The following is a 23569-nucleotide window of genomic DNA, read 5'->3' on the forward strand; positions in this document are numbered from 1 at the left end:
CGATCCGGCCCGCGGTCGAGCCCTGCGGCGCTGCGGCGTACGGCGAAGGCACCGGCTCGGGAACCGGGTCGTCACGGCGGGGCACGGTCGATCAGTCTCCTGACGGGATAGGGGCCACGAGTCGATCGCGGTGGCGTCGAGAGCCGAAGCTACTACATGATGTAGAACCTGGGAAACGGCCACCGCGAGGACGGGATGCGAGCAGGCCCGGGGATCCGGCATCCACCCCCGAGGCACGCCAGGGCGAAGCTACTACATGACGTAGAGGAAGGTGGGGATACGGACGTACACGAAGGAGAGATCCCGCAGGCGGTGCCGGCCGGGTCAGCTCCCGGAGCCGGGACCGGCGTGCCGCGTGGTCACCCGGTACCTCCTCACCACCAGGCCGAGCACGACGAGCAGCACGGCCCCGGTGGCCAGGCTCATGGGACCGGTGCCCAGCTGGAGGCCGTCACCGTAGGGCGCGGGCACGCCGAGCCAGTCGGCGAAGGACGCGCCCAGCGGACGGGTGAGGGTGTAGGCCACCCAGAACGCGACGACCTCGTTCAGTGCGAACCGGCGGTAGGCCAGGGCGGGAAGCAGGATGAGTCCGAGGAAGACGAACGTGGACGCCAGGGTGCCCAGTCCCAGTGGTCCGGCGGCCAGGTCACCGGCCGCGGTACCGAGCGCGAAGGTGAGAATCACCGTGAGCCAGTAGAAGGTCTCGCGGGCCCGGCTGTCGATCGAGTGCATGTCCAGCGTCCCCTGGCTGCGCCACCAGGCGGCGAAGACCCCGGCCTGGAGAACCAGCAGCATCACCGTGGATCCCCACAGCGGCATGCCGAGATCCTGGTTCAGGAAGTCCGCCGACATGGTCCCGAAAATGCTGACGGCCACGACGGTCAGCCAGTAGGCGAGCGGCGAGTACTTCCGCCTGGAGAGTTGAACCGCAAGACAGCCGGCGAGCAGTGCAAGGCCACCGAGAATGGCCGCGTTCCTGCCGATGTGGTCATTGAAGAAAACGTAGTCGGAGAATGCCTCGCCGAACGCGGTCGTCGCCAGTTTCGCCACCCAGAAGACCAGGGTGACCTCGGGAACCTTGACGGCGATGTCCGGTCGTGTCCGGTGCGGACGGATGGTCGTCACGTAATTGCTCCTTGTTCTCGTCCGTCGGCACCGGACGATCCTTCCGGGAATTCCACCGCGCTTTCCTCCGGCACCGTGCGCACCACCGTAGGAAGCCCGGGGCCGCGGCGGATCGGACGATCGTCGCCATTTCCCGGAATGTGTACGACCTTCGGTTGATGCCGGCCGGTCGCGCCGGCCGTATGGTCGGGGCTGTGAAAGACCACGCCCGGCCCGAACGTCTCAGCAGGCCCCGGATACCGCGGCCCCGGATGGCGGTGGCGGCGCTCTCGGTCGTCCTGCCGCCGGCCGCGTGCAGCGTGGTCGCGGTCCATCAGCTCCTGTACGACCACGCGCCCGCGGGCCACTGGCTGCTCGCGGCGGCGACGATCTGGATCCTGCTGCTGCGGCGCCGCGCGCCGGTCGCCGTGTTCTGGGCCTGCTGGGCGGGCGCCATGGCGGGCTGGGCGCTCGGGGTGGGGCCCGGACCGGACTTCGCGGTGCTGGTGGCCCTCTACACCGTCGCCGCCGGGTACGGACTGCGCGTCTCCCTGGCGTCCGCCGCTGCCACCGAGCTCGGGGTGGTGCTGGTGGCGATGGAGGTCGCTCCGCGGGGCAGTGTCAACGACGGGATCATCATCCTCACCGGCCTCGCGGCGGCCGTCTTCTTCCTGGGGACGACCATGCGCGCACAGCGCCGCTATCTCGCCTCCCTGGAGGACCAGGCGCAACGGCTCGAACGCGAGCGCGCCCAGCGCGAGCAACTCGCCGCGGCCGCCGAACGCGCCCGGATCGCCCGCGAGATGCACGACATCGTCGCCCACGGGCTGGTAGTGGTGATCGCCCTCTCGGAGGCGGCGGCGGCCACCACGGCCACCAGTCCGGAGGACGCCCGCGACCAGATGCTGCGCAGCGCCGCGGCCGGCCGGGAGTCGCTGGCGCAGATGCGGCGCCTGCTGGGCATGCTCCGCACCGAGGAGGGCGTGACCCTCGCGCCACAGCCCGACCTGCGTGCGCTGGAGGCGTTGCTCGCGGACGCCCGCCGCGCCGGACTGGACGTCCGGCTGGACGAGACCGGACCGTCGGCGGTCCGGCAGCGCCTCGGACCGGCGGCGCAGACGACCCTCTACCGAGTGGTGCAGGAGTCGCTGACCAATGTCGTCAAGCACGCACGCGACGCCTCCCGGGTCGACGTGGAACTCAGCTACGCGGCCGACACCATCGGCTTCCGCATCACCGACGACGGGGCACCGCCGCAGCCCGCGCCGGCCGGCAACGGCCTGACCGGAATGCGGGAACGGGTCGCGATGTTCGACGGCGACCTGAGGGCCGGGCCGGGAGCGGCCGGCTGGTCCGTGGCGGGGCGGCTGCGCCTGCGCGAGTCGGGCAGCCGGGCGCCGGTCCCCGAAGACCGGGAGCTTCCGGAGGGACAGGGATGACCGTCTCCGTGCTGCTCGCCGACGACCAGGCGCTGGTGCGCATGGCCTTCCGGAGCCTGCTGAACACCATGCCCGGCATCTCCGTGGTGGCCGAGGCCGCCGACGGCCGCGAGGCGGTCGAGGAGGTCCGCAGGCACCGCCCGGACGTGGTCCTCATGGACGTGCGGATGCCCGTGATGGACGGGATCGAGGCCACCCGCCTCATCTGTGACCAGGCCTCCTCCCGGGTGCTGATCCTGACCACGTTCGACATGGACGACTACGCCTTCGAGGGGCTGCGCGCCGGTGCCGCGGGGTTCCTGCTCAAGGACGTCCTGCCCGCGGTGCTCGGCGACGCGATCCGGGCCGTGGCCCGCGGCGACGCCGTCCTCACCCCGCGCGTGACCCGTGGCCTGGTCGACAAGTTCGCGCGGATCGCGCCCTGGCCGCACGACCAGGACGCCGGAAAGCGCTTCGCCCAGCTCACCGCGCGCGAGCAGGAGGTGTTCCACCTGATCGGCTCCGGACTGACCAACGCCGAGATCGCCGACCGGCTGCGCCTGACCGAGGCCACGGTCAAGACGCACATCACACGGATCCTCGCCAAGCTGCAGCTCAGGGACCGGGTACAGGTCGTGATCTTCTCCTACGAACACCGGCTCAGGCCCTGAGACAACGGGACGTCCGGAATCGCCCCCGTCACTCCACCGAGTGGCGCCGACCGCCTTCGGAAAGTGGACGGACTGCAGGGGCCGGACGACGGAACGGACGACCACCTCCCCGTCATGGGGCGCGGCTTGTGGTTCCGGCGGCGAGCGGGTTCGGATCAGGTGCCGGCCGCGGACGTGGCTGTCGGAATGTGGGCGGAGGTGATCGTCATGGGCGTGCCGGTGACGGCGATGAGATAGGTCCCGGGCCCGTGGCCGCCGGGCATCGCGCGGAAACCTCTCGCGGGTTCCACCCGGTACTCGGCAGCGGTGTGCGGGGCCAGCATCGCGGGGCCCGAGGCGATCGTCCACCAGTTGGAGGCGCCCTGGCCGGTACGGCTCGCGAAGTGCGGCTCGAGCGCCGTGCCCGTGGTGTTGACCGCCCGGACATCGACGGCCGTGACCCCGACACGTGCCCCGCGCCTGGCGAAGTGCGGGGTGAGGCTCATGCGCAGCGGCGGTGGGCTCGCGGCGGCGATCACGACGCACGCGAGGGCGGGGGCGAGGGCCCCGGCCGCGACGATCACCTTCGCGCGGCGGCCGGTGAGGCGGGGCAGGCGCGGCTGCCAGGCATGGGCGAACGCGGCGGCCGGGACAGTGGCGGCGGCCGCCAGCCACAGCGGGGTCATCATCAGGAAGTAGCCGTCCTGGGAGCGCGTGGCCAGATAGAACGCGATCCAGGGCAGGACCGTGAGAGCCGGGCCCAGCCGCCGGACGGACAGGAGGGTGGCCGCGAGCAGCCCGAGCAGGAGCAACTGGCTGCCGTAGGAGTAGTAGTCGAGGCGGCTGCTGCCCGCGGTGAAGTAGTAGGAGATGCCCATCACTCCCTGGCCGTGCAGGATCGCCTTCTGCTCCAGGGGCAGCAGGATGCCGTTCAGCCAAGCCGAGAAGCCCTGAGCCGCGAAGTAGGCGTTGACCGCGGACCAGGCGAGGGCGGCCGCGGCCGTGTAGCGGATGGTCACCGCCAGCGCCCGTCGGGGGCCGAGCTCGCCGCGGCGGACCGCGTAGAGGCCGATCAGGAGGAACGGCGCGAGGAACCAGGCGAGTTGTTGAGCGGCGCAGGCGGCGCCCAGACAGGCCGCCCGCAGTACGCCCCGTGCTCCGAGGCGGCCGCCCGCACCCGTGCTCGGCCAGCGGACCACCACGGGGACGAGGAGTGCCAGGGCCGTGATCGCCGGATAGCCGGAGTAGGCGTAGTGGGGCAGGATGCCGAACCCCAGGCAGACGGCCGTGGCCGCGGAACGCCAGGGCGCCGGCAGCAGGAACCACAGCAGGACCGTGGAGGCGAGGAGGGCCACGGTGGGCACCAGGGTGGCGGCCGCCGTGGAGTGGAGGACGGCGTACACCGGTGCGGCGAGCAGGGCGGTCAGCGGCGGATAGCCGTAGGTGTAGTCGGCGCCGCCGGACATGGTCTTGGTGATCCCGACGCGGGGCGTGCTGAACAGCCAGGGCCACGGCTGACCGTAGACGCGGTGCCCGTGCAGGATCTCGCGCGCGGCCTGGGCGGTCAGCACGCCTTCGTCGGTGCCGGCGTGGTCGAGCAGATAACCGCAGCTCACCAGGGTGACAGCGGTGATCAGTACCAGCGCGTCGACCCGGATCAGCGACCGTGAGCCACGCACGAGAAGGCTGAGGACGGCACAGACCAGGATCGAGGCGTAGCAGACGGAGATGACCGCGGCCACCGGCGGGCTCGACGCCATCGCGGTGGTCCAGGCGGCGCGGGCGCCGATGAACAGGCTGATCGTGGCCACGAGTGTCATGCCGCGGTGCCACTGCTGGGGCCCGGCGTCGGGGACACCGGGGGTGGGGGCCGCGTGCGGAGGTGGTGCCGCAGGGTGCGTCGCCGTACGACGGCGGGTCTCGACGCCCGTTCCACCACGATGGATGACGGCCAAGGACTGCTCTCCTTTGCGGGTGGGTTCGGGGGGTGGGGTCCCGCCCGGGCCGGAGGTTCGTCCGGCCGCCCCGGCAAGGGGTGCACACATCCACCCGGCAGGGCAGGGGCGAGTGGACGCCCCTGTTCGATCATCTGCCGTTCACTTACCGTCTACAAGGATGTAGTCGGTAAGTGGTTCGCGTGAAGTAGCCCGCATCGAAGCGTGAGTTCTTACCTGCACCGGCGCGTGGTGGGCTGATTGCCCCAGCGTGCCGACGGCACTGATCAGCGCGACATCCCGGTCCTGACCGCCGTGCGGCGGCCTCCGGAGAGGCGCCGCCGGTCGGGTCGTTCAGCCCATGTCCGTGAGGAGGGTGTTGAGTTCGGCCTGCTGTTGCGCGGACGACATGGGGGCGTTCGGGTGGTCGATTCCGAAGGTCTTCAGGACCTGGTCCATCTGGGCGTCGAGGAATGTCCAGCCGGTGTTGTCCAGCGGCTGCAACGAGGCCTGGTCGGCGTCCCAGAGGTCCCGCAGCGACTGGGCGGCCGCGTGGGCGCCGGTCTCGTTCCCCGCTCGCGCGTCCTTGAGCGAGGTCGACGCGAGGGCCTTGAGCGCGGAGACCTTCGCGGGCGGGAACTTCTTCACGGCCTGGCCGGGGGCGAGATGCACGGTGGAGGTGGCGTCGGTCTCCGGCGCCGGACCGACGTGCGGCTGGCTGTGCGCCCAGACCAGCAGGCTCCCGGTGGCGACGGCGATGAGCGCGAAGCCCGCCAGGGCGGTGCGCTCCCGGCGCGGGTCGGCGCTGATCTGCGGGATGTGGGTGGCCTCGTAGGTCTCGGTCACGTCGGGGCGCGTCACCGTCAGGTAGATGACGGTCGCCAGGATCAGGCCGAGGAAGATCAGACTGGTGGTGAAGGTGCCCAGCGCGAGGCCGGTCGGCTCGCCCGGTTGGGCGACCTTGGGGGAGGCGAGCCAGTCGCCGATGTTGGCGCCCAGCGGGCGGGTCAGGATGTAGGCGAGCCAGAAGGACAGCATCGGGTTCGCGCCGAACCTCCACAGCAGCGTGATCGCCGCGATGAGGCCGAGCGGCAGCAGGACCGAGACACCCGGGCTCCAGCCGGTGAGCTCCAGGGTCCAGTCTCCGGTCGCGGTGCCGAGCGCGAAGGTGACGAGGACAGTGAGCCAGTAGAACGACTCACGCGACAGCGTCGTGACCGAGTGGATCGAGAGGGTGCGCTCGCGCGCCCACCACACACCGAAAACCCCGGCGAGCAGGACCGAGAACACGGCGGAGCTGATCCACAGGGGCACGCCGACCTGGTCGGTCAGGATGTCGGTGTACAGCGTGCCCGTGACGCTGACGACGACCACGGTCAGCCAGTACGGGAACGGAACGTACCGCTTCAAGCGCAGCTGGACGGCCAGAACCACCACGAACACCGCGGTGAAGATCCAGGCGGTGTTCACCAGGCCGACGCCCAGCTTCATGTTGATCCAGTCGGCGAAGCTCTCACCGACCGTCGTGCACAGGATCTTGATCACCCAGAACCAGACGGTGACCTCGGGAACCTTGTTCAGCAGGAGCCGCCCGCTGCGCGTGCGTGCCTCGCTCGTCGTTGTCATGCGCCGAGGTTGGCCCGGCCAACCTGCACACAACCTGACTACGTGATCGCCTCCGGGGTGGGGAAGGTCACCTCGACGCGCCCGTGACCGTCCGCGACCGCACGGACCGCCACTCCCGCGGACGCGGCGAGACGCCTCACCACGGCCAGCCCGAGACCGTGGCCGTCGCCGCTGGTCACGCCCGCTTCGAAGACCCGGTCGACCTCCGCCGGATCGAACCCCGGGCCGTCGTCGAGGACATCGATCACGACCCCTTCGGGCTGCACGCGCGCCGTGATCCAGACGCGTGAACTCGCATGCCGCAGGCCGTTCTCCAGCAGGGGTGACAACACGGCCACGACGAGTTCGGCCGCCACGGCGACATCGACGTCGGCCGGGACGGCGAGTTCGACGGAGCGGCCGGCGATCGCCTGCCGGGCCGCCGCTCTGAGATCGCAGCGGGTGCCACCGTCGATCCGTGTCCGGGCGGAGCTCAGAATCGTCGTGACCGCCGCGTTCAGACGGTCGACCTCGGTCAGGACGAACGCAGGCGCCAGGGGGTGACCGGCGAGTTGCGCCAGCTGCGCCTCGCCCCGCAGGGCCGTCAGGGGTGTCCGCAGTTCGTGGGCGATCTCGTCGGTGAGCCGGCGCTCGTCCGCGAGCGCGTTGTCCACGCGGTCGAGCAGGCGGTCGAGGGTCCGTCCGAGTTCCCCGAACTCGTCGCGGGGTACGCCGAGGTCGAATCGGCGCCCGGGTTCGTGATCGCCCCAGTCGTCGGCGAGAGCGGCCATTTCGTGGACCACCCGCAGCGCACGGCCCACCACGAGGTGTGCGACCACGCCCGCGAGCAGGATCGAGATGCCGCCCAGCATGAGGGACATCGTCAGGCTGCGCTGCTCCGACGTCTCGTACGGCGTCAGATCCACCCGCACGACCGCCATGACGTGATGGCCTTCGAGCAGGATCGGCTGGGCGTACAGCAGGTCGCTGCCGACCGTGACGGTCTGGGACCGCCCGGAGCCGACGAGCGCGTCGACCCGGTCGAGGACACCGCCCGGCACGATCCCGTCGACGAGGTGCCCGTCGGCGTACACCCACGAGACCGTGTCCAGCGCTTCGTTGCCGCTCTCGACCAGCACGATGTGGCCGTTCCGTACGGTCACGTTGGCCGCCACCGCCTCCGCGCGTGAACGCGCCAGTGCGTTCGCGTCGGACTCGGTCACCTGGCTCAGCAGCACGTGGGAGACCACCACCAGCACGGCGACGACCGCTGTCGCGATCAGGACCGCGAGGGCGACGACCCTTCCGCGGAAACCCGTCACTCCCATCGGTAGCCCACCCCACGGACCGTCGCCAGGCGATCGGCCACGCCCAGCGCGCCGAGTTTGGTCCGCAGCCGGCGGACGAAGGAGTCGAGGGTGTTGTCGCTGACCTGCGCGCCATGGGGCCAACCGGCGGCGACGAGGGCATGGCGGCGTACGGCGTCGCCCTGGGAGGCGATGAGTCTGCCCAGCAGCCGGAACTCGGTCGGGGTCAGGCTCTCGCTCGTCGAACCGTGGATCACGACATGTTTCGCCGGATCGAGGACGACGCCCCTCGGCGGGGTCGTCGCGGTCGTTCTGCGCAGCAGGGCGCGGACCCTCACCAGCAGCTCCGGGATGTCGAACGGTTTCGTCATGTAGTCGTCGGCTCCGGCCTCGAAGCCGCCCACCTTGTGATGCATGCCGTCCAGAGCGGTGAGCATCAGCACCGGGGCGTCGACGCCCCGTGACCGTAGCGCCAGGCAGACATCGCGGCCGTCGGCGTCCGGGAGCCCCAGGTCCAGGACGACCAGGTGAGGGACCGGCTCAAGCTGCCGCAGCAGGCCGTCCGCCGTGGAGGCGACCGCGACGCTATGACCGTCGTGCTCGAGTGCGCGCTTGAGGACGTCACGGACCGCCGCGTCATCCTCACAAACCACAATAAAAGACACAGGCCGACCCTAGGTACTCCAGCGATGGTTCTCCAATCCCCCTGCCCCTGGCACCGGTCAAGCGCGGCCCCCACGGGACTTGGCGGCCCGGCGTCCGCGGTACAGCTCGGCGACGAGGGGGGTCAGTGACACGAGGACGATCAGCGCCACCAAGGGCAGCAGGTACCGGTCGACGTTCGGGATCGACGAGCCCAGCGCATAGCCGGCGAGGGTGAGGCCGACGCTCCACACGAGGCCGCCGACGACCTGCCACAGGGTGAAGGTCCGCACCGGCACCTCGAGGGCGCCCGCCAACGGGTTCAGGACCGTGCGCACGACGGGCACGAAGCGGGCCAGCACGATGGCCTTCGCATAGCCGTACCGCTCCAGGAGTTCCTCCGCGCGTTTCGTTCCTTCGTGCAGGCGCGAGGAGTGACTGCGAGCCAGCAGTGCTCCGCCGGCCCTCCGCCCGAGCAGATACCCGCACTGCGCCCCGGCCAGCGCGCCGGCCGCCGCCGCCACGAGCAGGGGGCCGAGGGACAGGTGCAGGCTCCCCTGCGCCGAGCCCGTGCAGAGCAGGCCGGCGGTGAACAGCAGGGAGTCGCCCGGCAGGAAGAACCCGACCAGCAGCCCGGTCTCGGCGAACATCACCACCGCCACGCCCAGCACGCCGAAGGCGGCGAGCAGCGAATGGGCGTCGAGCACGTTCACAGCCAGCTGGGAGGCGGCCGGAAACGGTGCCGTCATGGGACAGGGTCCTTCCGGTGGGACGAGTGCGGATACTCCTCGGGGCACCCGGCCCCGATGGCACTCCCACGATACGTCCTACCTCTACATGACGTAGTAGAACTTCGCGAGTCGTTCGATATCTCACACTCCGGCGGTGGGCTCGGCCGCGAGCAACGGGCGCAGCGCCCCGTGGCTCAGGGAGCCGACCAGCGGGGCGGCCCGGCGGCACAGTGCCCAGCTGACCAGGGAGGCGACGGGGAGGGCGAGGAGCGCTGAGGCGAGGACGTCGTGGGGGTAGTGGGCGCCGACGTAGACCCGCGTGCCCGCTGGGGAAGGCGTAGTCCGACGGTGCCGGGCAGGTGTCGACGACGTAGGCGCGAGGCATCGAGCGGCAGGGCCGCACCTCCCCGACCAGCTTCTTGACGACCTCGGCGGCGGCGAAGGCGGCCAGGACGGCGACCGGTGCGGCCAGTGCGAGGGTCATCGCCCGCGGGCCGCGGCGCCGTGCGGTCCACCAGCCCGCGATCATGAGGATGGCGAAGACCCCGAGACCGAGGTTGGTCCACAGCTCCATGGGTGTGTTGAGCCACTTGGTGTCGCGGGCGAAGTCGGTGACCGAGGTGAACAACGAGCCGTCGATGCCGGATCCGTCGAGAGCCAGTTGCGCGGTGGCGGCCGCGGCCATGGCGGGACGTCCTTTCGTCCTGGTGGGCGCGCCGAATGCCCACGGGAGTGCGCGAGCGGCACTGGGACGCGGGCTGTGCCCCCTCCCCGCGCATGCGGCCTGGCCCCATCGGCGGCCGTCGGCTCACCGGGACTCCCCTTCGGCCTCCTGCGCCGCCTCTTCCCGGCCGACGGGAACCAGCAGCGTGAAGGTGGCCGGATGGCCCTTGGTCAGGGAGAGCCTGCCGCCCAGGGCCGCGGCCAGATCGCGGGCGAGGGCCAGGCCGATGCCCGTACCGTGCCCGTTCCCGCTGCGCCCGCGGTCGAAGAGCCGGGCGGGCTCGCCGGTCACCGCTCCTTCGTCGCTCACGTCGAAGGCGAGGACGTCGTCCAGGTCCCGCACCGCCAACCGGACCGTGCCGTGCCCGTGCACCCGGGCGTTGTCGAGCAGGATGCCGAGCACTTCCGACACGGGCGCGCCCGGAATCCGGGCGTCGGCCGGTGCGTCGCGAACGGCGCACTCCAGGCGTCTGCCGTCCTGGGCGAAGAGGCCGTGCCACCGCTCCTCCGTCTCCCGCAGCAACTGGCGCACCTCGGTCGTCCCGGCGGTGGGGCGGGGGGCCTCCCCGGAGCGGGACAAGCGCAGGACCTCCTCCACCGTGTGGTGCAGCCGTTGCGTGGTGGCCAGCGCCTCGGTCAGCACGGGCCGCAACCGGGCGTCGTCCTCCTGGGCCAGGCCTGCCTCCAGGGCGAGTTGGAGGCCGGTGAGCGGGGTGCGCAGCTGGTGGGAGGCGTTGGCGGCGAAGTCCCTTTCGTGGCGAAGGAGTTCGGCGAGGCTGTGCAGCATCTCGTTGTGGGTGCGGGCGACTTGGTCGATCTCGGCGATGCTGCTCGGGGCGGCCCGTGCGGTCAGGTCGCCCTCGGTCACGGCCCGGCAGTGGCGGGAGAGTTCCTCCAGTGGAGCGGCCAGCGCCCGGGCCTGCCGGCGGGCGACGAGGACGGCGACGGCCAGGGCGAACACCGCGACGCCGAGCAGGACCGCCCACGCGGTGAACACCCGGTCGCGTACGGCGGCGACGGGGGTCGAGGCCCGTACGACGCCGATCACCCGCTCGTCATGGGCGACGGGTACGGCCACGACGAGGTCGCCGCCCGCCCGGCCGCGTGCCACCTCGCCGGTCAGGGCCTGCCGGACCGGAGTGTCGCCGGGGCGGGGCCCGCTGCCCGCGCGCCGTACCTGGTGCGGGTCGTACAGGCCGAGCCGCCCGCCGGCCGGGGGCGCGGGCAGTTCCACCGGGTCGCCGCTCACATAGTCCGGACTCACCCGTACGGCGCCGGCCAGGGCCGCCCGCTCCAGGGTGTCGCGCTGGTCCGCGTACAGGGACGACCTGATCGCCAGGGCCAGCGGCACGGCGAGGAGGACGACGGCGACCAGAGCGGCGGTCAGGGCGACTCGCACCACGCGCTGTCTCATGCGCCCATCATGCGGGCCGTTCACCTGGGCGGATGCGCTGCGCCACACGGTTTTGCCGTCGTCTAACCCTCGGCGGGCGGGGCGTTAACCGGCCGCTTCCTAGCGTCGGTGCCATGACCGTCCGGTCAGCGGAGTTCCCTGGAGGGCAGTGGCCATGGCAGCACACACAAGGACGTACGCCGTCGTCGGGCTGAGCGTCGTGGCGGCGGTGACCGCGGGCTGTTCCGGGTCCGGGTCGGGCACCGGGTCCGGTACCCCCGCGTCCGGTTCCTCCACCGTCAGCGGGCAGGTCAAACCGGCGCCCACCGAGTCCAATCCGCCCGGCGACATCCCCGACAACCAGGTGTACGTCTCCTACCGGCCGACCGGCGGTTCCTTCACCGGCTTCACCCTGAAGGTGCCCGAGGGCTGGGCCCGCACCAGCCAGGGCGGCACGACCGCGTTCACCGACAAGCTCAACACCGTGCGGATCGCCGCGGTCTCCGCCTCCGGTGCGCCGACGGCCGGCTCGGTCACCGGCCAGGTCGTTCCTCAACTCCAGGCGCAGGTACCGAAGTTCGCCTCGCCCAAGGTGAGCGAGGTGACCCGGCGCGCCGGGCGGGTGGTCCTGGTCACCTACCAGGGCGACTCGGCGAAGGACCCGGTCACCGGAAAGGTGGTGCGGGACGCGTTCGAGCGGTACGCGTTCTACCGCGCGGGACACGAGGTGGACGTGACCCTGTCCGGCCCGGTCAACGCCGACAACGTCGACCCGTGGCGCACCGTCAGCGACTCCTTCACCTGGCGGTGAGCCCCATGTCCGACAACGCACACACCAGCGGCGGCGGCGCCGACGACGTCCTCACGGCCCGCGAGCTCTACCGCTTCTACCGGGCCGGGGAAGAGGAGACACTCGCGCTGCGCGGGGTGTCCCTGCGGGTACGGCGGGGTGAGACGGTCGCGGTCGTGGGGCCGTCCGGGGCCGGCAAGTCGACCCTCCTCGCGTGCCTCGCCGGGCTCGACGAGCCCTCCGGCGGCGAGGTCCACGTCGACGGCGTGCGCATCAGCCACCGGCCCGAGACCGAGCGGGCCCGGCTGCGCGCCCGGCACATCGGCGTCCTGCTGCAGACCCGCAACCTGCTGCCGCACCTGAGCGTGCGCGACAACGTCCGGCTGCCGCAGCGGGCGCGGGGCCGCCGGGCCGCCGTGGCGGCCGGGGAACTGCTGGACCGGGTGGGGCTGGCCGCCCGGGCGCACGCCCTGCCGCGCCAGTTGTCCGGCGGAGAGCTCGCGCGGGCCGGACTGGCGGTGGCGCTGGCCAACGCGCCCGCCGTCCTGCTGGCCGACGAACCGACCGGTGAACTGGACGGGGAGACCGAGCAGTTGGTCCTGTCGATGCTGCGGGAGCGGGCCGCACAGGGGTGCGCGGTGCTGATCGTCACGCACAGCCGGGAAGCCGTCCGGATCGCGGACCGGGTGATCACCCTGACGGACGGGAAGGCCGCCGATGTCCGGCGGCAGGATCACGAGGAGGCCCGCGATGCCGTCGGATGAGACGCTCGTCAGCTGCGCGGACGCGGCCCTGACCTTCGGCCGGGGAGTGCAGTCCGTGGTGGCCGTGCACGGGGCCGACCTGGAGCTGAGGGCCGGGGACCGGCTCGCCGTCGTCGGCCCCTCGGGGTCGGGCAAGAGTTCGCTGCTGCATCTGCTCGCGGGGCTCGAACAGCCCACCAGCGGCACGGTCACCCGGGCCGCCTCCCTCGGGCCGTACGGCATCGGTCTGGTCTTCCAGGGCGACAGTCTGATCCCCGCCCTGAACGTGGTCGAGAACACCGCGCTCCCCCTGGTCCTCGCCGATCGTCCGGAGGGCGAGGCGCGACAGTGCGCGCTCGCGGCCCTCGCCCTCGTGGACGCCGCGGACCTGGCCGACCGGCTCCCCGAGGAGATCTCCGGCGGCCAGGCCCAGCGGGTGGCCGCCGCCCGGGTCCTGGCCCAGGCGCCGCGCCTGATCCTCGCCGACGAACCCACCGGCCGGCTCGACCACGCCACCGGGACCCGTGTCCTGGACGCCCTCCTGACGGCCGCCGACCACACCGGCGCGGCCCTCGTCGTCACGACCCACGACCCGGCCGTCGCCGCCCGGCTCACCGTCCGCCGCAGCATGCGCGACGGACGGCTGCTCGCGCCTCTCGCACCGGAGGAAGTGTCATGATCGCCGCATGGGCCCGCGGACTGGCCCGCCACCGCACCGGACGGCTGCTGGCCGCCCTGACCGGCATCGCGCTCGCGGTCGCCCTGGTCGCCGCGCTCGGTTCCTTCCTCACCGCGTCGAAGGCGACCATGACCCAGCGCGCCGTGCGCTCGGTCGCCGTGGACTGGCAGGTCCAGGTACAGCCCGGCGCCGATCCGAACGCCATCCGGTCCCTGGTGGCCGGGGCCCGGGGCACCCGCGCCGCCCTGCCCGTCGGCTTCGCGCACACCACCGGCTTCACCGCGCGCGTGCAGGGCAGCACCCAGACCACGGGTCCCGGCATGGTCCTCGGCCTGCCCGACGGCTACCGCGCCCTCTTCCCGGACGCCCTGCGCACGCTCTCCGGCTCCGACACCGGGGTCCTGCTGGCCCAGCAGACCGCCTCCAACCTGCACGCCGCCCCCGGCGACACCGTCGGCGTCCAGCTGCCCGGTGTCGGCGTGCGCCAGGTGAAGGTGGACGGTGTCGTCGACCTCCCCCAGGCCGACTCCCTCTTCCAGACCGTCGGCGCCCCCAGTCAGTCCCAGCCGACCGCGCCCCCGGACAACGTCGTCCTGCTGCCCGCCGCCCGGTTCGCCGCCCTGACCCGCGGCGCGACCGGGGTCACCACGCAGATCCACGCGGCCCGTGACAACGGCCGGCTGCCCTCCGACCCGGCCGCCGCCTACACCTCCGTCACCGGCGCCGCCCACAACCTCGAAGCCCGCTCCTCGGGCACCGCCCTGGTCGGCAACAACATCGGCGCCGCCCTCGACTCGGCCCGCCAGGACGCCCTGTACGCCCAGATCCTCTTCCTCTTCCTCGGCGTGCCGGGCGCGGTGCTGGCCGCCGCGCTGACGGCGGCGGTCGCCTCGGCCGGCGGCGAACGGCGCCGTCAGGAACAGGGGTTGCTGCGGCTGCGCGGGCTGCGGCCCCGCCAGATCACCGCGCTCGCGGGCCTGGAGGCCGCCCTGATCGGCCTGGTCGGCGGCCTCGCGGGACTGGGCGTCGCCGCCCTCACCGGACGGCTCGCCTTCGGCACCGCCTCCTTCGGCGCGAGCGCCGGAACCTGGTCCCTCTGGTACGCGGTCGCCTTCGTCCTCGGCACCGTGGTGGCCGCGGGCGCCGTCCTCGTCCCCGCCCTGCGCGACCTGCGCGCGGTCACCGTCGCCGACACCCGCAAGCAGGAGGACGTACGACGCTCCCGGTCGCCCTGGTGGATGCGCTACGGCCTGGACTTCGCCCTCCTGATCGGCTCGTGGCTCGTCTTCCGGGCCTCCTCCGGCAACCAGTACGCGCTCGTCCTCGCCCCCGAGGGCGTCCCGAGCATCTCCGTGTCGTACTGGGCCTTCCTCGGTCCCGCCCTGCTGTGGATCGGCGCGGCCCTGCTGCTGTGGCGCCTCACCCTGCTCGCCCTCACCCACGGCCGCCCCACCCTGGCCCGGCTGGTCCGGCCACTGACCGCGACCCTGGCCGGCACCACCGCGGCCGTCCTGGCCCGGCGGCGCCGCCCGTTCGCCCGGTCGGTGGTCCTGCTCGCCCTCGCCGTCTCCTTCGCGATCTCCACCGCCGTCTTCAACGCGACCTACCAGCAGCAGGCCGAGGTCGACGCCCGGCTCACCAACGGCGCCGACGTCACCGTCACCGAACCCCCCGGCGCCCAGGTCCCGCCCACCGCCGGGAACGGCCTGAAGATCTCCGGTGTACGGCATGTCGAGCCGCTCCAGCACCGCTTCGCCTACGTCGGCTCCGACCTCCAGGACCTCTACGGCGTCCGGCCGGACACCATCGCGGGGGCCACCTCCCTCCAGGACGCCTACTTCGCGGGCGGCACCGCCCAGCAGCTGATGCGCCGCCTCGCCCAGCGCCCGGACAACATCCTGGTCAGCGTCGAGACCGTCAACGACTTCCAGCTCTCCCCCGGCGACACCCTCAACCTGCGCATCCAGGACGCCCGTACCAAGGCCCTGCGCACGGTCCCCTTCCACTACGCGGGCATCGCCAAGGAGTTCCCCACCGCGCCCAAGGACAGCTTCTTCGTCGCCAACGCCTCCTACATCGCCAAGGCCACCGGCAGCGACACGGTCGGCGCCTTCCTCCTCGACACCGGCGGCACGAACCAGCCGGGGATCGCCGGTCAGCTGCGCAAGCAGCTCGGCACCGGGGCCACCGTCACCGACCTCACCCAGACCCGCGGCACCGTGGGCACCAGCCTGACCTCCGTCGACCTGGCCGGCCTCACCCGCATCGAGCTGGCCTTCGCCGTCCTGCTCGCCGCCGGAGCCGGCGGTCTCGTCCTCGCCCTCGGACTCGCCGAACGGCGTCGCACCTTCGCCGTCGCCACCGTCCTCGGCGCCCGCCCACGCCACCTGCGCGGCATGGTCCTCTCCGAGGCCCTGCTGCTGGCCGTCGGCGGTCTGGCCGGTGGCGCCCTCATCGGCTGGGCCCTGTCGGAGATGCTGGTCAAGGTCCTCACCGGGGTCTTCGATCCGCCACCGGCAGCCCTGTCGGTCCCCGGTGCCTATCTCGCGCTCACGGGTGCGGCCGCCCTCGCCACCGTCCTCGCCGCGGCCCTGAACGGCATCCGCGGCAGCCACCGCCCCGCCGTGGAGGAGCTCCGGGACCTGTGAACCCGGCGTACACCGGCGACGGGCCGCGCGCCGCCACGGCTTCTAGGCTGTCGCCCATGCGCACGCCCGCCGCACCCAACCGCAGCCGACTGCGTGTCCTCGTCGTCGAGGACGACGACACCATCGGCCGCCACCTGGAGACCGGTCTGCGCGGTCACGACTACGCGCCGACGTGGTGCCGCACCGGAAGCGGCGCGCTGGCGGAAGCGGCACGGGTTCCGTACGACGTGCTCCTGCTGGATCTTGGGCTGCCGGACATGGACGGTCTGGACATCGCCCGGCAGCTGCGGGCCCGCCTTCCCGACCTGCTGATCGTCGTGCTGACGGCACGGACCGACGACATCGACATCATCGCCGGACTGGACGCCGGCGCCGACGACTACCTGGTCAAGCCCTTCAGCCTGACCGTGCTGCTGGCCCGGCTGCGCGCGCACCTCAGACGGCACACGGCGGCGGCGCCGGCCCGCGAGCCCGTGCGGCTGGGCGACCTCGTCGTCGACGTGACGGCCCGGCGCTGCGCTCTGCTCGGTGCCGACATTCCGCTGCGGGCCAAGGAGTTCGACCTGCTCGCGGTGCTGGCCGGGCGGATCGGCGAGGCGGTCTCGCGCGAGACACTGATGGCCGAGGTGTGGGACGAGAACTGGTTCGGCTCCACCAAGACCCTCGACGTGACGTTGGCGGGCCTGCGCCGCAGGCTGACCGAGGCGGCGCGGGCAGGCGGGCGGCCGGTCCTGCTGCCCCGGATCACCACGCTGCGGGGGCACGGGTACCGGCTGGAACGGCAACCGGAACCGCAGGACTGAGCGCGCGCTCGCGCCTGCGGTACGGCGACGTTCACAGTGCCTTGCGGCGGACCAGCAGCGCGAGTACCAGCAGTCCGGGGGCCATCGGAAGCCAGCCGGTCAGCAGGCGGTAGCCCAGGACCGTGGAGACCGCGTCCGGTCCCGGCGCTCCGGCCGCCGTCAGGGCGAGGGCGAGCACGGTGTCCAACGACCCCAGTCCGCCCGGCGTGGGCAGCAGCGCCGCCGCGCCACTGGCGACCAGGTAGGCCATGACGACCCGGCTGGTGGGGAGGCCGAGGCCGATCGCGTGCACCACGGCGACGACCACTCCGGCGTGCAGCAGGGCGAAGGCGACCGACCCGCCCCACAGCGCACAGGCCCGCGCCCGGCTCCGGTGCACCTCGCGCACGTCGGCGAAGGCCTGGCCCACCGCTCGGCGGAGGCGGCGGCTGACCACGACCGCCAGGCCGACCGCCGCGCCCGCCATCGGCAGCAGGACCAGCACATGCGGGATCCGCACCGAGAGGCCGACCGTGCCGGGTGCGGCGACCAGCAGGGCCACGCCCAGCGCACACCGGACGACGCCGCCGACGGCCGCCTTCACCGCGAGTGCGGTCGCCGCGCGCCGGGTGGGCAGCCCGCACCGCCTCAGGAACCGCAGGTTGACCACGGTCGCTCCGGCGCCCGCCGGAAGCAGGTGATTGGCGGCACCGGCCGCGAACTGCGCCGCCACCAGCCGCCCTCTGGGGAGGCGTTCGACCACCGCGCCCTGCTGTGCCACGGCCGCGCTCAGCCAGGTGGCGACGGCGGCGAGGCAGGCGAGCACCAGCCACTCCCCGTCGGCGGCGGCCAGCCGCTCGGTGCCGCTGTCCAGCGTGGCCCGGTGCGCGGCGAGCACCGCGCCGGCGGCGGCAAGGACCACCAGGGTGATTCCCAGGTGGAGGTACAGGCGTCTGCCCGAGGTGACCGGCAGGCTCTCGGTCGCGGACACGTGGGTCACCTCCCCCGCTGTGCGTCGGGCGCCACGTACGCCTGGAGGATGCCGACCCGCTCGTCGGGCCAGGCGCGTGTGTACGCGGGGGCACGTCCTCCCGGTGGGACGAGGACGGCGAAGGACGTGCGGTGGGCGGCACGCTTCAGTCCGGCGACGGTGGTGCTGGCGTCGTGGCCTGCCGTCTGGGCGGAGCCGCAGCCGGTGTAGTAGGCGATCGGGACGGCGTCGTAGCCGCTGAGCAGGCACGGCTGCCGTACGCCGAGCCGGTGGAGGGCGGTCGCGGTGCGGGCCCAGTCGGCGCGGGAGGCGGCGGAGCTGTGCACGGTGTGTTCCAGGACGACGTACTGCACGGCCAGATGGCCCGCCAGTCCGGCCGCCACCAGGCCGCCGGCCAGAGTGCGCGCGCTCTTGCGGGCCGGGGCGGTGACCAGGTGGGTCAGGCCGCCGGCGACGGGGAGGGCGAGCAGGGCGTAGGCGGGGAGCAGGAACCGGGGGGCCGCGTAGCCGATGAGGAACAGGTAGGGGACGGCGGCCGTGACGGCGCAGGCCAACGGCAGCAGGGTGGGCAGCGCGCGGCGGGTGCGGACGGCGGTCACGGCCCCCAGGGCGGCGAGGAGCGGGAGCGCGAACCACCACAGGGTCACCAGCGGGTTCGGGGCCGAGCCGGTGCAGGGCCGGCACAGGGTGCGCCCGCCCAGACTGCGCAGCTGGTCGAGGACGGCGAGGTGCCGGCCGAGGCCGCCCTGAATGGCGGAGGCGTCGGAGAGGCGTTGCCCGAGACCGCCGTAGCTCACGTATGCCTCGATCACCCATTCGCCCGCGCCGGCCAGCAGCCCGGCGGCCAGTACGGCGAGCAGGCGCGGGCGGCGCAGGGCGAGGGCGAGGGCGAGCAGCGGCAGTACGACGTAGACCGCGTCCGTGGGGCGCATCCACGCCATGAGCGCCGCTCCCGCGCACACGCCCCACCAGGCCGCCCGGTCCCGTGGGTTCGCGCGGGCGCGCAGGAAGCAGCCGACGCAGGCCAGGGCGCCGATGGCGACCCAGTAGTTGGGCATGGCCTCAAGGCCGTAGAAGAGCGTCACCCACAGCGAGGCGAACAGGGCGGCGGCCAGGGCGATCACGCCGGGTTCGACGTGGTGTCGCCAGACGCGCAGGGCGAGGTAGAGGGCCAGGCCGGAGAGGACGGCCAGGTAGATCCGGAGCAGGACGGTGGAGTCGGACCACGAGGCGATCGGGGCGGCCAGGAGCGAGATGCCGCGGGAGCGGGGCGCGCTGAAGTAGGCGGCGGGAACGTGACCGCTGACCTGGCTGACGTAGACCGTCTCGTCCCAGCCGAGCCCGAGTCCGGGCCGTACGAGGACGAGTTGGGCGAGCGTGAAGGCGGCGGCGACCGCCGCGAGCCGGGGTTCGCCGCGCCGGCGGCGGGACTCGGCGGATCGCGCCGGAAGTCTGGCCCGTGGGGCACTGGTCGCCGTGGCGTTCGGGCCGTCCGCCATCTCGCACCTCTCGTCGTCCCGGGCCGGCGGTGGAGCCGGGCCCTCCTACAGGTCGTAGGAGAACGCTCCACACTACGGCTTGTAGGGTGAGAGGCGAGTGAGAAGAGGACGTGCCGGCGCCTTACCTCGGCCTTCCGTTCAGCCGGTGCCGGGGCGGGCGAGTCCCTGGTCGTAGGCGAAGATCACGGCCTGGACGCGGTCGCGGGCGCCGATCTTGGCGAGGACCCGGCCGACGTGCGTCTTCACGGTGGACTCGGTCACGACGAAGCGGGCGGCGATCTCGCCGTTGGTCCAGCCCTTGCCGATGGCGACGAGGATCTCGCGTTCGCGTTCGGTGAGCGCGGCCAGGCGCGGGTCCTCGGCCGGGTCGCCCCTCCTGGCGGGCACGTGCCGGGCGTACTCGTCCAGGATGCGGCGGGTGAGGGCCGGCGCGATCACCGCGTCGCCGCCGGCGACCGCACGGATCCCGGCGAGGAGTTCCTCGGGGCGCGCGTCCTTGAGGAGGAAGCCGCTGGCTCCGGCGCGCAGGGCGGCGTGCACGTACTCGTCGACGTCGAAGGTGGTCAGCACGAGGACCCGGGAGCGTCCCCCGGACTCGGCGATCCGGCGGGTCGCCTCGATGCCGTCCATGCCGGGCATCCGTACGTCCATCAGGACGACGTCGGGGCGCAGCTCGGCGGTCTTGCGGACGGCCTCGGTGCCGTTCGCGGCCTCGCCGATCACCTCCGTCTCGGGGATGGAGTCGAGCAGCACCCGGAAGCCGTAGCGCTGCAACTGCTGGTCGTCGACGATGAGGACCGTGGTCACCGGGCACCCGCCCCGGGGGTCAGGTCGAGGGCGGCCTCCACGGTCCAGCCCCCGTCGGCCGCGGGTCCCGCGCTCACGGTCCCTCCGTACAACGCGGCTCGTTCGCGCATGCCCACCAGTCCGTGTCCTTCCTCGTTCCACGGTCCGGGGTGTCCGGCCGTGCCGTTGTCGCGGATCCGGATGACGAGCCGTTCGTCCTCGACGACGACCGCAAGGTTCACCCGGGTGCCGGCGCCGGCGTGCTTCAGAGTGTTCGTCAGGGCTTCCTGGACGATGCGGTAGACGGTCAGCTGCATTCCCCGGTCCAGGGCGTCCACCTCGCCGACGGTCCGGTAGACGATCTCCAGTCCGGCGGTGCGGACACCGTCGCACAGCGTCTCGATGTCCGCGAGGCCGGGCTGGGGGCTGAGTTCGGGTGCCTGGCGGGTGCCGTCCGACGCCTCGCGCAGCACGCCGAGCACCCGGCGCAGCTCGCCGAGGGCCGTGCGGCCGGTGTCGCCGATGAGCTGGAGCGCCTCCTTGCCGCGTTCGGGGGCGATGTCGGTGGCGTACGCGCCCGCGTCGGCGAGGGTGATGATGACGGACAGGTTGTGGCCGACGATGTCGTGCATCTCACGGGCCACCCGGGCGCGTTCCGTGGCGGTGGCGAGCCTGATGCGCTGGTCGCGTTCCGTCTCCAGGCGCGCCGCCCGCTCCCGCAGCCCGGCGAGCTGCGCCCGCCGGCTGCGGACCATCAGGCCGACGGCGAGGGCCGCGGTCGCCGTGCTCAGCAGGAAGAACAGGGCGTCCCAGACGGACACGGCGGGCGACACGCGCACCGCGACCAGCACCATCCCCGCCGCTATGACCGCGCAGGCCCACGGCAGCCGACGCAGCTGCCCGTGCAGGGCCAGGCTGTACAGGGCGATGAACAGGGCGACGTCCGCGCGCAGCGCGGCGCCGAGCGACCACTGCAGGGCGAAGACCGCGGCGATGACGGCGAAGGTCGTCATGGGCCGGCGCCGCCGCCACAGCAGCGGGAGCACCAGACCGGCCTGCAGGGCCAGCACGGCCGGCAGCGGGAGCCGGGTGAAGGCGAACTGGAACCTGTGGCGGTCGCCGTCGCCGTCGCCGACCCCCGCACCGCCGTGGTGCACGAGGTCCGGCAGGCAGAACATGAGGACGACGAGGGCCGCCACGGCGGTGTCCAGCACCCACGGATGGGCGCGGTCCGCCAGCCGCAGCCGCTGGCCGCCCCGGGCGAGCCGGGCGGCCAGCGGTCCCATCCCACCGATGTCGTCGGTGGTCGCGGTGGTGGAGTCGGTGGTCACAGTCGTCACCTGCCCATGGTGCAGGCGGTCAGACGTCGCTGCGCACCAGCCGGTACGCCGCTCCCGCCAGCGCGAGCGCCGTCCAGGCGAGGAAGACCAGCAGACCGGCGCCCGGCGAGAGCGTGGTCGAGTCGTGGGTCAGGGCGAACATCGACTCGCCCGCGTTGCTCGGCAGGTAGGGGCTGATGTTGTCCTGCCAGGAGCTGGGCAGCAGGGAGATCAGGCCCGGGACCAGCATCAGGGAGGCGACCAGTACCGAGATGCCGCCGGCCACCGACCGCAGCAGCGAGCCCAGCGCGGTGCCGATCACGCCGACCAGGCCGAGGTAGAGACCCGCGCCCAGCAGGCTGCGGACGACTCCCGCGTGCGAGAACCCCATGGCCGCGGGGGTGCCGGAGACGATGGCGCTGCCGAACCCGAAGGCGACGAACACACCGAGGGTGGCGACCAGCAGCGCGACCAGGCCGAACACGGCCGCCTTGGACCACAGCACGGGCAGCCGGCGCGGCACGGCGGCGAGGGTGGAGCGGATCATGCCGGTGGAGTACTCCCCCGCCGTGACCAGCACACCGAGCACGCCGAGGGCGAGCTGGGCGAAGTTGGTGCCGAAGAGGGACAGGCTGACGGCCGTCGACGTGGCGAAGTCCGGGTCCCGGTGCGGGGAGCCGACGCCGGACTTGTAGTGGTTCGCCGCGATGAGTCCGAAGGCGACGAGGAAGAGCAGGCCGAGGCCCAGGGTGATCCAGGTCGAGCGCAGCGACCACAGCTTGGCCCACTCGGAGGCCAGGACGCGCCGTCCGGTCACCCGGTAGGCGGGGCGGGCCGGGGCTTCCGGGGGCGTCTCGACGGTTGCGGTGAGCGTGCTCATGCGGTCCTCCCGACGGTCTCGAGGCTCTCGACGGTCGCGGAGCCGTGGTACTCCACGGCGTCCCTGGTCAGGTTCATGAACGCTTCCTCCAACGACACCGTCCGCGCGGTCAGTTCGAACAGCGCGATCCCGTGCTCGGCCGCCTTCAGGCCGATCTCCCGGGCACTCACCCCGGTCACCTGAAGCTCCTCGGAGCCGGCCCGGCCCGTGATCTCCACTCCCGGAGCGGCGAGCACCTCCCGCAGCCGGGCCGGGTCCTGGGTGGCCACCTGCACCGTGTCGCCGCCCGCCTCGCGGACGAGGTCCCCGACGGTGGTGTCGGCCAGCAGCCGGCCGCGTCCGACGATGATCAGGTGGTCCGCGACCAGGGCCATCTCGCTCATCAGGTGGGAGGAGACGAACACGGTCCGCCCCTCGTCGGCGAGGGCCTTGAGCAGGTTGCGGATCCAGAGGACGCCCTCCGGGTCGAGCCCGTTGACCGGCTCGTCCAGCATGACCGTCTGCGGATCGCCGAGGAGGGCCGCCGCGATGCCGAGGCGCTGCCCCATGCCCAGGGAGAAGGCACCGGCCCGCTTCTTCGCCACGCTGCCCAGCCCCGCCATCTCGATGACCTCGTCGACCCGGCGCCGGGGAATCCCGTGGGTCAGCGCGAGCGCCAGCAGGTGGTTGTAGGCGGAGCGGCCCGGGTGGATCGACTTCGCCTCCAGCAGCGCGCCCACCTCCTGCAGCGGCGCCTGATGCTGTGCGTAGCGCTGTCCGTTGACCGTGACGGAGCCGCTGGTCGGGGCGTCGAGTCCGACGATCATGCGCATGGTCGTGGACTTGCCCGCGCCGTTGGGCCCCAGGAAGCCGGTCACCGTGCCGGGCTGCACGGCGAAGTCCAGGCCGTCGACGGCCGTCTTCTCCCCGTACCGCTTGGTCAGCTTCTGTGCGTCGATCATGTGC

The 23569-nt window shown here is 72.8% G+C and carries 20 protein-coding genes; 7 read left to right on the forward strand and 13 right to left on the reverse strand.

Annotated features, from left to right (window positions below; translation table 11 throughout):
- Positions 1–324: 324 nt before the first annotated feature.
- On the reverse strand, positions 325–1125 hold the full coding sequence (locus tag ACGFZS_RS43885) for a hypothetical protein (protein WP_393799839.1): 801 nt from the start codon (positions 1123–1125) through the stop codon (positions 325–327).
- 194 nt (positions 1126–1319) lie between these two features.
- On the opposite strand from ACGFZS_RS43885, the gene ACGFZS_RS43890 reads away from it, so the two are divergent.
- A complete protein-coding gene (locus ACGFZS_RS43890; protein ID WP_393799840.1) occupies positions 1320–2543 on the forward strand; it encodes a sensor histidine kinase in 1224 nt (407 codons plus the stop codon).
- Positions 2540–3193 (forward strand): response regulator, encoded by a 654-nt coding sequence (locus ACGFZS_RS43895; protein WP_393799841.1) that lies wholly within the window; start codon positions 2540–2542, stop codon positions 3191–3193. Before ACGFZS_RS43890 ends, ACGFZS_RS43895 begins: the two co-directional genes overlap by 4 nt.
- Positions 3194–3348: 155 nt before the next feature.
- On the opposite strand, the gene ACGFZS_RS43900 is transcribed toward ACGFZS_RS43895, so the two are convergent.
- The 6 genes from ACGFZS_RS43900 to ACGFZS_RS43925 all read right to left on the reverse strand — a co-directional run bounded on the left by ACGFZS_RS43900 (position 3349) and on the right by ACGFZS_RS43925 (position 11528).
- Positions 3349–4992 (reverse strand): hypothetical protein, encoded by a 1644-nt coding sequence (locus ACGFZS_RS43900; RefSeq protein WP_393800002.1) that lies wholly within the window; start codon positions 4990–4992, stop codon positions 3349–3351.
- 468 nt (positions 4993–5460) lie between these two features.
- Positions 5461–6732, reverse strand: a complete 1272-nt coding sequence (locus tag ACGFZS_RS43905; RefSeq protein WP_393799842.1) for a hypothetical protein — start codon at positions 6730–6732, stop codon at positions 5461–5463.
- 38 nt (positions 6733–6770) lie between these two features.
- Positions 6771–8039: a sensor histidine kinase gene (locus tag ACGFZS_RS43910; protein WP_393799843.1), complete on the reverse strand. Its 1269-nt coding sequence runs from the start codon at positions 8037–8039 to the stop codon at positions 6771–6773.
- Positions 8030–8671 carry a response regulator transcription factor gene (locus tag ACGFZS_RS43915; RefSeq protein WP_393799844.1) on the reverse strand — a complete coding sequence of 214 codons (642 nt, stop codon included), beginning with the start codon at positions 8669–8671 and terminating at the stop codon, positions 8030–8032. Before ACGFZS_RS43915 ends, ACGFZS_RS43910 begins: the two co-directional genes overlap by 10 nt.
- 69 nt (positions 8672–8740) lie before the next feature.
- Complete coding sequence (locus ACGFZS_RS43920) at positions 8741–9409, reverse strand: DedA family protein (protein ID WP_393799845.1); 669 nt, start codon at positions 9407–9409, stop codon at positions 8741–8743.
- A 790-nt stretch (positions 9410–10199) separates the two neighbouring features.
- On the reverse strand, positions 10200–11528 hold the full coding sequence (locus ACGFZS_RS43925) for a histidine kinase dimerization/phospho-acceptor domain-containing protein (protein ID WP_393799846.1): 1329 nt from the start codon (positions 11526–11528) through the stop codon (positions 10200–10202).
- 154 nt (positions 11529–11682) lie between these two features.
- Here ACGFZS_RS43925 and ACGFZS_RS43930 point away from each other — a divergent pair, with 154 nt between their 5' ends.
- The 5 genes from ACGFZS_RS43930 to ACGFZS_RS43950 are packed head-to-tail and all read left to right on the forward strand — an operon-like array spanning position 11683 to position 17170.
- On the forward strand, positions 11683–12318 hold the full coding sequence (locus ACGFZS_RS43930) for a hypothetical protein (RefSeq protein ID WP_393799847.1): 636 nt from the start codon (positions 11683–11685) through the stop codon (positions 12316–12318).
- 5 nt (positions 12319–12323) lie between these two features.
- A complete protein-coding gene (locus ACGFZS_RS43935; protein WP_393799848.1) occupies positions 12324–13061 on the forward strand; it encodes an ABC transporter ATP-binding protein in 738 nt (245 codons plus the stop codon).
- Positions 13048–13719 (forward strand): ABC transporter ATP-binding protein, encoded by a 672-nt coding sequence (locus ACGFZS_RS43940; protein WP_359219941.1) that lies wholly within the window; start codon positions 13048–13050, stop codon positions 13717–13719. Before ACGFZS_RS43935 ends, ACGFZS_RS43940 begins: the two co-directional genes overlap by 14 nt.
- A complete protein-coding gene (locus tag ACGFZS_RS43945) occupies positions 13716–16367 on the forward strand; it encodes an FtsX-like permease family protein (RefSeq protein ID WP_393799849.1) in 2652 nt (883 codons plus the stop codon). Before ACGFZS_RS43940 ends, ACGFZS_RS43945 begins: the two co-directional genes overlap by 4 nt.
- A 56-nt stretch (positions 16368–16423) precedes the next feature.
- Entirely contained in the window at positions 16424–17170 is a 747-nt protein-coding gene (locus ACGFZS_RS43950; RefSeq protein ID WP_393799850.1) for a response regulator transcription factor, read from the forward strand.
- A 31-nt stretch (positions 17171–17201) separates the two neighbouring features.
- Here ACGFZS_RS43950 and ACGFZS_RS43955 read toward each other — a convergent pair whose 3' ends face one another.
- The 6 genes from ACGFZS_RS43955 to ACGFZS_RS43980 form a co-directional block, all read right to left on the reverse strand.
- Positions 17202–18140, reverse strand: a complete 939-nt coding sequence (locus ACGFZS_RS43955) for a YbhN family protein (protein ID WP_393799851.1) — start codon at positions 18138–18140, stop codon at positions 17202–17204.
- A gap of 5 nt (positions 18141–18145) precedes the next feature.
- The gene (locus tag ACGFZS_RS43960; protein WP_393799852.1) at positions 18146–19639 is read right to left on the reverse strand and encodes a hypothetical protein; all 1494 of its coding nucleotides are present in this window, start codon (positions 19637–19639) and stop codon (positions 18146–18148) included.
- A gap of 138 nt (positions 19640–19777) precedes the next feature.
- Complete coding sequence (locus tag ACGFZS_RS43965) at positions 19778–20446, reverse strand: response regulator transcription factor (RefSeq protein ID WP_359219931.1); 669 nt, start codon at positions 20444–20446, stop codon at positions 19778–19780.
- Positions 20443–21711, reverse strand: a complete 1269-nt coding sequence (locus tag ACGFZS_RS43970) for a sensor histidine kinase (protein WP_393665370.1) — start codon at positions 21709–21711, stop codon at positions 20443–20445. The genes ACGFZS_RS43965 and ACGFZS_RS43970 overlap by 4 nt, the downstream gene beginning before the upstream one ends.
- 73 nt (positions 21712–21784) lie before the next feature.
- Positions 21785–22624 carry an ABC transporter permease gene (locus tag ACGFZS_RS43975; RefSeq protein WP_393799853.1) on the reverse strand — a complete coding sequence of 280 codons (840 nt, stop codon included), beginning with the start codon at positions 22622–22624 and terminating at the stop codon, positions 21785–21787.
- Positions 22621–23565: an ATP-binding cassette domain-containing protein gene (locus ACGFZS_RS43980; RefSeq protein ID WP_393799854.1), complete on the reverse strand. Its 945-nt coding sequence runs from the start codon at positions 23563–23565 to the stop codon at positions 22621–22623. The genes ACGFZS_RS43975 and ACGFZS_RS43980 overlap by 4 nt, the downstream gene beginning before the upstream one ends.
- Positions 23566–23569 lie beyond the last annotated feature (4 nt).

It is taken from the genome of Streptomyces sp. NPDC048288 (genome assembly GCF_043201555.1).
GTDB lineage: Bacteria > Actinomycetota > Actinomycetes > Streptomycetales > Streptomycetaceae > Streptomyces.

Excerpts from the sequence above, each read along its gene's own strand:
- ACGFZS_RS43895 (WP_393799841.1), top strand. The coding sequence starts at position 2,540 with ATGACCGTCTCCGTGCTGCTCGCCGACGACCAGGCGCTGGTGCGCATG.
- ACGFZS_RS43950 (WP_393799850.1), top strand. The coding sequence starts at position 16,424 with ATGCGCACGCCCGCCGCACCCAACCGCAGCCGACTGCGTGTCCTCGTC.
- ACGFZS_RS43970 (WP_393665370.1), bottom strand. The coding sequence starts at position 21,711 with ATGGGACCGCTGGCCGCCCGGCTCGCCCGGGGCGGCCAGCGGCTGCGG.
- ACGFZS_RS43935 (WP_393799848.1), top strand. The coding sequence starts at position 12,324 with ATGTCCGACAACGCACACACCAGCGGCGGCGGCGCCGACGACGTCCTC.
- ACGFZS_RS43980 (WP_393799854.1), bottom strand. The coding sequence starts at position 23,565 with ATGATCGACGCACAGAAGCTGACCAAGCGGTACGGGGAGAAGACGGCC.
- ACGFZS_RS43960 (WP_393799852.1), bottom strand. The coding sequence starts at position 19,639 with ATGGCGGACGGCCCGAACGCCACGGCGACCAGTGCCCCACGGGCCAGA.
- ACGFZS_RS43905 (WP_393799842.1), bottom strand. The coding sequence starts at position 6,732 with ATGACAACGACGAGCGAGGCACGCACGCGCAGCGGGCGGCTCCTGCTG.
- ACGFZS_RS43920 (WP_393799845.1), bottom strand. The coding sequence starts at position 9,409 with ATGACGGCACCGTTTCCGGCCGCCTCCCAGCTGGCTGTGAACGTGCTC.
- ACGFZS_RS43945 (WP_393799849.1), top strand. The coding sequence starts at position 13,716 with ATGATCGCCGCATGGGCCCGCGGACTGGCCCGCCACCGCACCGGACGG.
- ACGFZS_RS43925 (WP_393799846.1), bottom strand. The coding sequence starts at position 11,528 with ATGAGACAGCGCGTGGTGCGAGTCGCCCTGACCGCCGCTCTGGTCGCC.
- ACGFZS_RS43975 (WP_393799853.1), bottom strand. The coding sequence starts at position 22,624 with ATGAGCACGCTCACCGCAACCGTCGAGACGCCCCCGGAAGCCCCGGCC.
- ACGFZS_RS43930 (WP_393799847.1), top strand. The coding sequence starts at position 11,683 with ATGGCAGCACACACAAGGACGTACGCCGTCGTCGGGCTGAGCGTCGTG.
- ACGFZS_RS43900 (WP_393800002.1), bottom strand. The coding sequence starts at position 4,992 with ATGACACTCGTGGCCACGATCAGCCTGTTCATCGGCGCCCGCGCCGCC.
- ACGFZS_RS43940 (WP_359219941.1), top strand. The coding sequence starts at position 13,048 with ATGCCGTCGGATGAGACGCTCGTCAGCTGCGCGGACGCGGCCCTGACC.
- ACGFZS_RS43910 (WP_393799843.1), bottom strand. The coding sequence starts at position 8,039 with ATGGGAGTGACGGGTTTCCGCGGAAGGGTCGTCGCCCTCGCGGTCCTG.